10 protein-coding genes are annotated in these 12,559 nt (G+C 36.7%); 6 read left to right on the forward strand and 4 right to left on the reverse strand.

Translation table 11 applies throughout. From position 1 onward, the window contains the following. Positions 1-155: 155 nt before the first annotated feature. On the reverse strand, positions 156-470 hold the full coding sequence (locus J7E16_RS11270) for an ArsR/SmtB family transcription factor (RefSeq protein ID WP_214891719.1): 315 nt from the start codon (positions 468-470) through the stop codon (positions 156-158). Between the two features lie 251 nt (positions 471-721). On the opposite strand from J7E16_RS11270, the gene J7E16_RS11275 reads away from it, so the two are divergent. Continuing rightward, complete coding sequence (locus J7E16_RS11275) at positions 722-2,656, forward strand: heavy metal translocating P-type ATPase (RefSeq protein ID WP_214891721.1); 1,935 nt, start codon at positions 722-724, stop codon at positions 2,654-2,656. Between the two features lie 194 nt (positions 2,657-2,850). Here the strand turns inward: J7E16_RS11275 and J7E16_RS11280 are convergent, their stop codons facing one another. Continuing rightward, a complete protein-coding gene (locus J7E16_RS11280) occupies positions 2,851-3,366 on the reverse strand; it encodes a GrpB family protein (RefSeq protein ID WP_214891723.1) in 516 nt (171 codons plus the stop codon). A 306-nt stretch (positions 3,367-3,672) separates the two neighbouring features. Between J7E16_RS11280 and J7E16_RS11285 the strand changes: the two genes are divergently transcribed. Next, positions 3,673-4,122 (forward strand): universal stress protein, encoded by a 450-nt coding sequence (locus tag J7E16_RS11285; RefSeq protein WP_214891725.1) that lies wholly within the window; start codon positions 3,673-3,675, stop codon positions 4,120-4,122. A 366-nt stretch (positions 4,123-4,488) separates the two neighbouring features. Here the strand turns inward: J7E16_RS11285 and J7E16_RS11290 are convergent, their stop codons facing one another. Both J7E16_RS11290 and J7E16_RS11295 read right to left on the reverse strand, forming a co-directional pair. Next, the gene (locus tag J7E16_RS11290) at positions 4,489-5,325 is read right to left on the reverse strand and encodes an endonuclease/exonuclease/phosphatase family protein (RefSeq protein WP_214891727.1); all 837 of its coding nucleotides are present in this window, start codon (positions 5,323-5,325) and stop codon (positions 4,489-4,491) included. Between the two features lie 3 nt (positions 5,326-5,328). After that, positions 5,329-6,990, reverse strand: a complete 1,662-nt coding sequence (locus J7E16_RS11295) for a PTS transporter subunit IIBC (protein WP_214891729.1) — start codon at positions 6,988-6,990, stop codon at positions 5,329-5,331. A gap of 313 nt (positions 6,991-7,303) precedes the next feature. On the opposite strand from J7E16_RS11295, the gene mdxK reads away from it, so the two are divergent. From mdxK to J7E16_RS11315, 4 genes are all read left to right on the forward strand, one after another. Then, on the forward strand, positions 7,304-9,595 hold the full coding sequence (gene mdxK / locus J7E16_RS11300; protein ID WP_214891731.1) for a maltose phosphorylase MdxK: 2,292 nt from the start codon (positions 7,304-7,306) through the stop codon (positions 9,593-9,595). 15 nt (positions 9,596-9,610) lie between these two features. Next, positions 9,611-10,282, forward strand: coding sequence for a beta-phosphoglucomutase (pgmB, locus tag J7E16_RS11305; RefSeq protein WP_034545985.1), 672 nt, complete (start codon positions 9,611-9,613; stop codon positions 10,280-10,282). Next, positions 10,269-11,270 (forward strand): aldose epimerase family protein, encoded by a 1,002-nt coding sequence (locus J7E16_RS11310; protein WP_214891733.1) that lies wholly within the window; start codon positions 10,269-10,271, stop codon positions 11,268-11,270. Before pgmB ends, J7E16_RS11310 begins: the two co-directional genes overlap by 14 nt. A 76-nt stretch (positions 11,271-11,346) precedes the next feature. After that, positions 11,347-12,372: a LacI family DNA-binding transcriptional regulator gene (locus tag J7E16_RS11315; RefSeq protein WP_214891735.1), complete on the forward strand. Its 1,026-nt coding sequence runs from the start codon at positions 11,347-11,349 to the stop codon at positions 12,370-12,372. Positions 12,373-12,559: the final 187 nt, after the last annotated feature.

Consider the following 12,559-nt stretch of genomic DNA (forward strand, 5'->3'; position numbering starts at 1 on the left):
CATTTTTTCTTTCATTATACTGCTTGTCCTATTCGATGAATAGCAAAAAAGCCAGATATTTCTATCTGACTTTTTCAGCAGCCTCGAATTTAACTCGCTGCCTTTTTTATTTGAGATAATGAATCGTAAAATCATTTTAGTCTTGTAGATTGTCTTTATTTTTCTTTTTCTTTAATATGAGTTAAAACTTGCTCAAGAATACTAAAAATATGAAGATCGTCAAGGCTGTAAATCATACTTTTACCAACTCTTTTTGATTTTACTAATCTTGAAGTCTTTAAAGTTTTTAATTGGTGAGAAATTGCTGATTGTTCCATACTCAATGACTGCGCAATAGATCCAACACTAAGTTCTTGTTTATGCAAAAGAAATAAAATTGAAAGTCGTGTAGGATCACTAATCATTTTAAATATTTTACTTACCTCTTGGATAGATTCATTTTTTAATAAAGCCGTTGATGGTGGGTTCATAAGATTCCCTCTCCTTCATATGTGTGTTCGTTCATAGATAGATTATCATAAGATTTTTATAAAGCAAGACTTTTCTATAAGAGTAGTTGTATAGCTCTTTTTATTTTCAATTAAATAAAATGACTTTTTCTTTGACAAATCAGGTATTGCGGAATATAATGAATTTACAGACATATGAATGATTATTCATATGTAATTCGTAAACATTACGATTTTAGAAAATAATAGTTTTAACAAGAAAGGTGATAGAAATGGAAGATATTCAAGAAAAACAATTACACGAGGAACACTCACATGAAGAGCATGGTCACAATCATGACCATGAGGATGGAAAAATGCCAATCGTTTTGTATTTTGTTGGTTTCGTATTGTCACTCATTGCGTTATTTTTAGGTGGAGAAACCAATCTATTACAAAATAGTTTCTTTTTAATCGGTTCAATCAGTGCTGGTTACCATGTTATTATTCTTGAAGGAATTGGAGAAACGATTGAGAACTCTAAAACTCAACATAAATTTACACCTAATTCTCATATTTTAATGGGGATTGCTGCAATAGGTGCTTTTTTGATAGGAAGTTTTTGGGAAGGAGCTTTATTGATCCTTATCTTCTCAGGATCACATTTTCTTGAAGAATACGCTGAAGGAAGAAGTAAAAGGGAAATTACAAAGTTACTTGAAATGAATCCAACGACTGCTAGACTAATCATGTCCGATGGAAAAACAATCATTGTTAACGTTAATGAATTAAAAGTAGGAGATCAACTTCAAGTACTAAATGGTGACCAAGTACCCATTGACGGAGTAATTTTGTCTGGATCTACCTCTATTGATGAATCCTCCATTAATGGTGAAAGTATGCCCAAAGAGAAGACTCAAGGAGACGGAGTTTTTGGGAGTACAATTAATGGAACAGGTACTTTTTCAATGGAAGTGACAAAAGAAAATAAAGATACCGTTTTTTCAAAGATACTACAACTAGTGAATCAAAATCAAGAGAATCAAACAAAAGCTTCTAGCATTATCCAAAAATTTGAACCTAAATACGTTAAATTTGTTTTAATGACAATCCCACTCGTTATGGTACTTGCTCCGATTCTTTTAGATTGGACATGGTCACAAGGTATCTATAGAGGGTTGGTTCTTTTAGTAGCAGCTTCACCGTGTGCTCTAGCGGCAGCTACCGTATCCGTAACGTTGTCAGCTACTTCGAATCTAGCAAAAAGAGGCGTGCTTTCAAAAGGAAGTGCCTATTTATCTCAATTAGCCGGTATCAAAGCCATCGCCTTTGATAAAACAGGAACCTTAACGAAAGGAAAACCAGAAGTGACAGATTATCATTTTGCTGACTCTGTGGAAGATGAAAATATTATTGATATCGTAGTGGCTCTTGAAAAAGAATCAAATCACCCATTAGCAAGTGCTATTTTAGAAAAGTTCGAACCAAAAAATCAATTAGCTATTGCAGTAGAAAATCAGATTGGAAATGGTTTAACAGGCGATCACAACGGAAAAACTTATCGTATAGGCAAACCAACTTCTTTTGAAGGTGTATCGGGTGACTATGTACGTTTGAATGAAGAATGGTCTTCAGAAGGTAAAACGGTTGTATACGTTGCAGAAAACGAAAAAATAATCGGTCTTATTGCATTAATGGATATTGCAAGTGAAAATGCTAAAGCAACAATAGATTATTTTAAGAAGCATGGTGTCCACACCACATTGATTACTGGGGATTCTGAGATGACAGGAAAAGCTGTTGGTGAACAATTAGGAGTAGATGAAGTAATTGCAAATGTCATGCCGGAAGATAAATCTAACATTATCAATGAACAAAAAGAAAACTATGGCATAACCGCTATGGTAGGAGATGGTGTAAATGATGCGCCGGCTCTTGTAAAGGCAGATATTGGTATTGCTATGGGAGAAGGTACTGATGTTGCGGTAGATGTATCTGATTTAGTTTTAATGAAAAATGATTTATCTAAATTAGTAAAAGCTCACGAGATTTCTTTGAAAATGAATCACGTTATTTGGCAAAATATTATTTTTTCAATGACAGTTGTGGCTCTTTTAATTGTTGTCAGCTTAATAGGATTAGCGGATATAGCAATCAGTGTTGTCATCCATGAAGGAAGTACTCTAGTCGTTATTTTAAATGGTCTCCGACTATTAAAGATTAAGTAAATAAATAAAATTATGTATTGATAAAACAAGGTAGCCGCTTAATTTTAACGGCTACCTTTTTTTATGGTTTGCATTTTTAAATACATGAAATTGCTTAAAATCGTTTAGCCGAAATAGTATTATATTAATGCTGTTCTCTATTTTGAAAATAAGAGAAGGAGGTAGCGGAGATTATTTGATTTGGCCGGTAGTTGCTACTGTTCTCTGTACCAAAGTAGTGCCTTTTTTTCCAGTTCTTTAACGAATTTATCTTTACCATTTGCATAGGAGTCAATGTCATCGGGGAATTTTATAGCTAGCTCTTCCTTTAAAATTCCATATTTTTTTCTTGCTTCATGATGTGTTCGAAGGTAATCCCTTACCGCTAAGTGACGATCGATCTCATTTCTATTGTCGCCTTGGAATACGTGTATATGGTGTGTCCTAATATCGCCACCCTTCCTGAAAAAGCAACGTCCTTCTATGCCGTTTTCCCCAAGTGATTCATAGCCAATTTTGGTCATATTGATAATGAATGAGTCAACGTTTTCAATATGCTTCACAATAGGCATGATATCGATAATTGGTTTAGCTTTTAAGTCATGCACAGAAGTACTGCCAATATGGTGAATAGCCATTAATTCTTTACCAAAAACATCTTTGATTTTTTCAGATTCATCTTTGAATAGTTGTGGCCATTTTTCTTGATATTCTATCACTTCAATTTTCATAAGTATTTTGTCTCCATTCTTAAAAAAGTAGTAGGAAAATATTTGTAAGTATAATATCTAATATGATACATGAAATAACATATATCCATGTATTAAAAAAATAACTTTAGGATATTATAAGATACAAAAACGATTAATGGCAACATACAAGCTCCACTTTTTATGACGCGTATCGTTTTGGAGGAATAATATCTAGTGATATACTATTTTTAAGGGATATATCGGATCGGTAAAGCATTGCGAACTTTAATTTAGTTTATATTCTTATAATAATAGAGTATCAAATAAAAAAAAGGAGATGTTATTATGCTAGATACACAACAATACCAACGCATCTTGATTGCAATAGACGGAAGTGAATCTGCAGAAAAGGCATTTAATACAGCTATTAAAATAGCAAAAATAAATGAGAGTGAATTGATTATTGCACATGTATTTGACATGAACGCTCATGCTTTAGGAATGGTAGATACTAATAGGGGAAAAATGGAGAATATTTTAAAAGAGTATAAATTAAAAGCTGAAGAATATAAAATAAAAAAAGTTCAAACAATTTTGGCAGAAGGAACACCAAAAATAGTTTTAGCAAAAGAAATGCCTAACGAATACTATGTAGATCTAATCATTACTGGAAAAACAGGTTTAAATGTCGTTGAAAGATGGATGTTGGGTAGCGTAAGTGAATATATTATTCGTAATGCTCCATGTGATGTTTTAATAGTACGAAATTTTGAACCTATAATGGAAAATAGTTAAGTTGATAACGGTTTGTGGTAAAAGAAAAAGACTATTAGACTGAATAAGAAGGATCAAATTGGTATTATTATGATGAGAGGAGTGAAGTGAATGATTGGTTTTTTTAGTTCATTAAGTCCGATAGTACAAACGCTATTTGCATCCTTCTTTACGTGGGGAATGACCGCTTTAGTGTTCACAACTAAGAAGGTCAACCAAAAATTAATGGATGGCATGCTTGGGTTTGCCGGAGGCGTAATGATCGCTGCCAGTTTTTGGTCACTTTTAGCGCCAGCTATTTCAATGGCTGAAAGCGGTGAGGAAAGTATTAAAAAAGCTCTCGATCCGCAATCCAAAAAGATTGTGAGTCGAGAGTTCTTTTTTATATTAAACGATGGTTCGTTCTTCTGCAGTTATAAGTGTGATACTAACACCATAATGGTCAGAAATAATTTGATTGTTTTTGCCATTAAAAAAGACTTTTGAGACATCAACTTCAAAGGGGTGATTTGTAAAAATGAAATCGATTCTTAACTTTTCATTATTTTCAGCCCAACCGTCAATATTTTTTTCGACGGTGTACCCTTTATCCCGTTTATCTGCCAGATGGAAAGTATCAAACCAGTCTCTGGTCACTAATTCATAACCTTCATTGATTGTTTGTGCTGGATTATTAAAATCACCCATCAAGTAAATTGGTCCGATCAATGTTTTGAAAAAAGCTGAGCACACTGCCCATTGCTCTTTAAAAGAATCATCTTCATCATTCCACCAACCTAAATGAAGGTTGAAGTACCAGCTGTCTTCAATTTTAACGCCTAATACAGGACGCGTTTTATAATTATCGAACGCTCTGCTTTTGGAAGCATAAAAGGTTTTGATTTCCTGGATCGGATGAAGGCTCAAAAAGGCTAAACCTTCATCATAGATATCGTAGCCAATGTGAGCTGGCTGCCAAGTCCAAACATATCTTAAACCCGCTTGCTCTAATTTTTGCTGTATAAGAAAAGCAAAATTGTTTTGCTTGATTTGGACAGTAGGGTCAGCCGCTTGATAAGCGAACTGATTTGACAGATCAAGAACAGATCCATCGATGGATTGGTTTATTTCTTGGAAAGCAATCACGTCAAATTTATTAGTTAGAATGGTTTCGACAAGCGTATCTAACTTATCATACGGTTTTTCTTCTAACCAACTGTGGGTGTTTAAAGTTAATAATTTCAACTATTAGTCTCCTAAAGCATCCAGGATATCTGACTTCAAGACGTCAGCTTTCGGACCATAGACAGCTTGGATGCCGTTATTTTTTTTGATCAATCCTAAAGCGCCTAGTTTTTTCCAGGCAGGTTCGTCACCGACGATTGCAGGATCTTTTACAGTAACCCGTAAGCGAGTCATACAAGCATCAACATCAGAAATGTTTGTTGGACCTCCTAAAAGAGCGATGATATTTTGAACTTGTGCACTTGCTGCGGGAACAGATTCTCCAGTTGTAACAGCAACCGAATCAGTATCTTCAATAGAAGCTTCATCAATATAGTTGCCTAAACGACCTGGTGTTGCAAAGCTGAAACGACCAATCAAGTAATAAGAAACAAAATAGGCAAGTCCAAAGAAAACAATGCTGCTTAGGACAAAGTTAATGACATCCCACATCAGACCAGCATTGACGGACATTGGGATCCGAGTTAGAAATTCCAAGTTTCCAAACGAATGAACACGTAATGGAATAAGATCAGCTAAAGCGAATGAAAATCCTTGAAGCACGGCATAAACAACATACAATAAAGGTGCCGCAAACATAAACATGAATTCAAGCGGTTCGGTAACACCTGTTAAGAAGACTGCGATAGCTGCTGAGAAAAAGATAGATTTATATTTTTTGCGTTTATCAATATCTGTTCGACGGTACATAGCTAAAGCTACACCCAATAGTGTTCCACTAGCTCCGATCATTTGCCCAACCTTGAAACGAGCAGGAGTGATAGACGTTAATAAATCATTATAAGCCGCCGTATCACCACTATTTTTTAAGTTTACTAAATCACTTACCCAAGCTAACCACAATGGGTCTTGGCCAAAAACTTGAGTGCCAATGTTTGCACCTGTCAAAATCGTATAAGTTCCGCCAAGAGCAGTGTAGTTCACTGGAATGGTCAACATATGATGCAATCCAAAAGGTAACAAGAGACGTTCTAATGTTCCATAAATGAATGGTGCTAGAATAGGAGCTGTGTCGCCAGATGTAGCGATCCATTGTCCAAAGTTGTTGATCCCCGTTTGAACGATTGGCCAAAAAATTGCTAAGCCGATAGAAACGATCACAGACCACAAGATGACTACGAAAGGAACAAAGCGTTTTCCATTAAAGAAGGAAAGAGCTTCTGGTAATTTACGGTAGTTATAGTATTTGTTGAAAACTATCGCTCCAACAAAACCTGAAATGATCCCGATGAAAACACCCATATTTAAGGCAGGAGCACCAAGGACAGATGTAAAGTACCCGTTGACTAAAATTTCTGAACCAAATAAGGTTGTAGTTGTAGCGCCTTCAGTAACCAACATGTCTGCTGATACACCAAAAATAGCACCGGTAGTAACGTTCATTAAAATAAAGGCTAACAATGCGGCAAAAGCTCCACCAGCTCGTTCTTTAGCCCATGATCCCCCAATAGCAGCGGCAAAAAGAATATGTAAATTCCCAATGACACCCCAACCCAAGCTTTCCATCACATTTCCTATGACGGCTAGTAATTGAACATCGCCTCCAAACATGACGATCATTTTTCCGATACTGATCATTAAACCTGCAGCAGGCATAACAGCGATAACGACCATTAAAGCCTTTCCAAGTTTTTGCCAAAAATCAAATGAAAACATTTTCTTCATTTTTGTTCATCTCCTCAAATAGTATAATCAATGCAAACGATTGCTTTGATTATACCCACTAAAAATAGAACTTGCAAGCGATTTCTAGAGAAGTGGACGAAATTAGAATGTTGTTACCGGTAACAGAATATCTCAATGTAACGCCATTTTAGAAAGTTTCATCTATAGTACGTTATAGTAAATAGAAATAGGATTTGCCTTTAAATGAAATTGACAACGCAATCGTTTGCGTTTATGATTGCGGTAGAACATTAAAAAGTCTGCTGTACAGTTTTTAAAATATATGGATCAAGCAGGTCGAGGAGGAAGAAAAATGGGGAATAAACGATTATTTGAATTAGATGAATGGAAAATCACAACACAAACATTAGACAAAAAACAAAGACGATTGCAAGAAAGCTTGACCAGTATTGGAAATGGATATATGGGTATGCGAGGGAATTTTGAAGAACGCTATTCAGGCGATCACCATCAAGGCAGTTATTTAGCAGGTGTATGGTATCCGGATAAAACGCGTGTGGGCTGGTGGAAAAACGGTTACCCTAATTACTTCGGTAAAGTAATCAATTCGATGAACTTTATCCAATTGGACTTGTTTATAGATGGAGAGCCAGTAGATTTATATACTGATACTATTCGTGAATTTGAAATGGAATTAGACATGCAGACGGGGATCTTATCACGCCGGTATATCGTTGAGAAGAACGAGAAGCAAGTACAGGTTGAGGTTGAACGTTTTGTTAGTATAGCTCAAAAAGAATTATGTGCGATTCGGATGAATGTGACTAGTCTGAATGAAGCCGTTGACATACGTTTTGTTCCAGGTCTTGACAGTAATGTTACGAATGAAGATTCAAATTATGAAGAAAAATTCTGGCTTCCAGTAATGGCAGTCAAAGACACATTGATAGTTGAAACAAAACCAAATGATTTTGGAATTGAACAATTTACAGTAGCTGCTACGATGTTAAACCGCACCGTTGGCGTTGAAAAAATCTGTGATACTGTATCGGATATGCGCGTCAATGAGGAGTTTGCTGGGAAATTAGCTGCAGGCGAACAAGCATCTATTGAAAAGTTGGTTATTTTAACAACTTCGCGAGACAGTTCAAAAGAAGAAGTAGGAACACTCAGCCAAGCATTGAGTGCTGACTTAATCCCTTTCTCTTTTGCAGAATTAAGAAAACAACATGCTGAATTATGGAAAAAACGTTGGGCGAAAGCCGATGTGGTCATCGGAGGCGATAGTGCTGCGCAACAAGGGATCCGCTACAATTTATTTCAACTATTCTCAACTTATTATGGTGAAGATGAGCGTTTAAATATTGGACCAAAAGGCTTTACGGGTGAAAAATACGGTGGAGCAACATACTGGGATACAGAAGCGTACGCCGTTCCATTGTACTTAGCTTTGGCTGATCAAAAAGTGGCTAAAAATTTACTGACTTATCGACACAATCAATTGCCACAAGCTGAACACAATGCGCGTCAACAAGGATTAAAAGGAGCACTTTATCCAATGGTAACGTTCACTGGTGTTGAATGCCACAATGAATGGGAGATCACATTTGAAGAAATACACCGTAATGGGGCAATGGCGTATGCTATTTACAATTACACGAATTATACTGGTGATGAAAGTTACTTAGTGGATAAAGGATTAGATGTTTTAGTGGGAATCAGCCGTTTCTGGGCAGATCGTATCCACTATAACCAAGGAAAAGACCGATATATGATGCACGGTGTCACAGGTCCGAATGAATATGAAAATAATGTTAACAACAACTGGTATACAAATACGATGGCAATTTGGACATTGAATTATACGTTGGCGGCTTTAGAGAAAGCTCCAAATAAAAAAGACGCGTTGACTGTAACGGAAGCGGAATTAGATGAATGGAAAGCAATCATTGCAAAAATGTATTATCCATATGACGCTGAAAAAGGCGTATTCATCCAACACGATACCTTTATGGATAAAGATTTGCGTCCAGTTACTGAATTAGCTCCAAGTGATCTGCCATTGAGTCAGAATTGGTCGTGGGATAAAATCTTGCGTTCGCCTTTTATTAAACAAGCCGATGTCTTGCAAGGTATTTATTTCTTTAAAGAAGAATTTACGAAAGAAGAGAAACAGCGTAATTTTGATTTTTATGAACCAATGACCGTTCATGAATCAAGTCTTTCACCAAGTATCCATGCAATTTTAGCAGCAGATCTACACCGAATGGATAAGGCTGTTGAACTTTATGGTCGTTCAGCTCGATTGGATCTAGACAATTACAATAATGATACACAAGATGGGCTGCATATCACATCGATGACGGGTAGCTGGTTAACGATCGTGGAAGGCTTTGCTGGTATGCGGACGGCAAATGAAACATTGGCTTTTGCACCATTATTACCAACAAACTGGACTCATTATGAATTCCATATCAATTATCGAGGACGCTTATTGAAAATCAATGTATCTCAAACGGCTACAATGATTGAATTAGTGACCGGTGAACCGCTAGAAATGAAAGTCTACGAAGAAGTTATTTCATTAAAAAATCAATATACTTGTGTAACAACTACTGCAACAGCAGTAGCAGTAGTGAAATAGGAAGGTGGAAACAAAATGAAAGCTGTATTATTTGATTTAGATGGGATCCTGACAGACACAGCCAATTATCATTATCAAGCATGGAAGGCGTTAGGTGCCGAATTAGGAATTGAAATAGATGAAGCATTCAATGAACAATTGAAAGGCGTCAGCCGAACCGATTCTTTAGCTTTGATCTTAGCTAAAGACGGCTTAGAAGAAAATTTTTCAAATGCAGAAAAAGAGGCTTTAGCAACTAAGAAAAATGATGTCTACAAAAAAATGATTGAGCAAATGTCTGCTGCTGATATCTTGCCTGGAATCAAAACCTTATTGTCTGACCTAAAAGCTAAAGGTATTTTATTGGGGCTGGCTTCAGCAAGTCAAAATGGACCTAATATTTTAGAGAAATTAGGCTTGAAAGATTTCTTCGATACGATCGTAGACCCAGCTAAATTAGCTGCAGGAAAGCCTCACCCAGAAATTTTTGAAACAGGAGCTAAGCAATTGAATGTGTCCGTTCAAGAGTGCATCGGGATCGAAGATGCAGCGGCAGGAGTTCAATCGATCAATAGTGCTGGTATGGCAGCAGTAGCAGTTGGAGATAAAACAACATTGAGAGCAGCTGCTAAAGTTGTTGCTTCGACCAATGAGTTGACTGCAGATTTATTGACCGCTGTTTGGGCAGAGTCTGTTGAAGTTTACTAAAAATCGATTCGGTTGGATAGCCGATCAAGAGGTAACAGAATACCAACTGACTACTACGCAAGGTGCTGTTTTTAAGTGCTTAAATTACGGAGCTATCGTGTCCGGCATTGAAGTACCCGATAAAAACGGGAACTGTGAAAACGTGGTGTTGGGTTTTGATACTCTTGAAGAGTACATTGAGGATTCGCCTTACTTTGGTGCGTTAGTTGGACGAGTAGCCGGACGGATCAAAAACGGAACATGGGAAACCTATAAATTGACTCAAAATGAAGGGCCGCATCATATTCATGGCGGTCAGGCCAATTTCAGTCAAATTATATGGGTCACTGAAGTAAATGAAGCTGCTGATTTTATTGATATTATCTTTACCCATACAAGTCTAGCTGGAGACAACGGGTATCCAGGAAACTTAACGGTAAAAGTGGTTTATCGATGGACTGAAAAGGCGGTTTGGACTATGGATATTCGAGCAGAGACGGATGCAACAACATTGTTCAATCCGACGAACCATACGTATTTCAACTTGAGTGGGTCAGTCAAACGGACTATTTTAAACCATAAATTGCAAATTTCCAGCGCTGTTTATGCTGAAGTTGGAGCTGATAAATGCCCAACAGGAAGGTTGATCCCAGTTGATGGAACACCTTACGATTTTCGAAAGCCCATTTTCATGAGCGAAGCATTAGAAAAACAGCCTGCTGGCTATGACACACCTTTTAAATTAACCACTGGGAACGTTTTGCTTAGTGAACCAGAAAGTGGTCGACAAGTGGCGATTCGTACGACTAGAGAAGCAGTCGTCGTTTTTTCGACAACCGGAATGGATGAAGAATATGTAGTGATGGGCAAAAAAATGTGTAGTCACTTAGGAATTGCTCTAGAAATGCAAGAGCTGCCGGATGCTGTTCATCATCCTCATTTCCAATCAATTGTTTTAAAACCAGGAGAGCAATACTTTTCACAAACAACCTATCATTTTTCTGCTTGACAGTCTTGCTAATCGTTAATTTCTAACTTATGATAAGAGAAAGAAACAAAACAATACAGGTTGAGGGAGTGAGCAGATGGCGATCACAATTAAAGATGTTGCAAAAAAAGCAGGTGTGGCGACCTCAACCGTTTCTCGAACGATTCAAGATCATTCAAGTATTAGTGAAAAAACGAAGAAAAAAGTTCGTTTGATAATGAAAGAACTTGGGTATCAACCTAATTTGGCCGCACGAGGATTAGTGAATCAAAACACCCATACGATTGGAATTGTTTTGCCTGTATCGGACGGTTTAGTCTTTCAAAATCCTTTCTTCTTAGAAATGATTCGCGGTATCAGTAAGACTTGTAATGAAAAAAAATACATGGTAGCTATTGCTTCAGGGACAACAGAAGAAGAATTATTAGAAAGTATTCGAATGATGGCAAAAGGTGGTCGAGCAGACGGTTTTATCGTCTTGTATTCTAAAAAAGAAGATCAAGTGATCGATTATTTGTATCAGGAGAAATTGAATTATGCCATTATTGGAAAACCTTATCAGCATGAAAATGAAATCTTATATGTCGATAACGATAACCAATTAGCCGGAAAAGATGCAACAAATTATGTGATTGAGTTAAATCATCAAAAGATTGCCTATATTTGTAACGACATGGATGAAATGGTTACAGCTGAACGTTTATCGGGCTACCAACAGGCTCTGAGGGCAGCGAATATAGCCATTGATCCAACTTATGTTATCGCAGAAGCCTTTAAAGGAACAGAGTATAAACAGCGATTGGCAGCATTATTTCTTGCTGAGGAACATCCCACAGCAGTAGTAGCGAGTGATGATATAGTAGCCATGAGTCTAAGTAATTTTTTGAAAGATATTGGATTATCGGTGCCAAATGATGTTTCGATTATTAGTTTCAATAATTCTATTTTTGCTGAAATGATCCAACCAGCGTTAACTTCGATCGACGTCCACATTGACTATTTGAGCAGTCAGGTAGTGGAAAAATTGGTTGAATTTATCGAAGGCAGACAAACAATAGCAATGAAAGTTATCTTACCGCACAAGATCATTGAACGAGATTCGTGCAAAAGTAGAACAGAATAAAACCAAAAAAGGACATTCTTATCTGAAGAGGCTGCTGAAAAAGTCAGATAGAAATATCTGGCTTTTTTGCTATTCATCGAATAGGACAAGCAGTATAATGAAAGAAAAAATGGGGTGACGAGGATGTTACGTAAACAAGTATCACAAAATTCTAGTCCGTACCGTCAACTGTATGATATTTTAGTCC

The sequence above is a fragment of the Carnobacterium sp. ISL-102 genome (genome assembly GCF_018612935.1).
In the GTDB taxonomy this organism is placed as follows: Bacteria; Bacillota; Bacilli; order Lactobacillales; family Carnobacteriaceae; genus Carnobacterium_B; species Carnobacterium_B alterfunditum.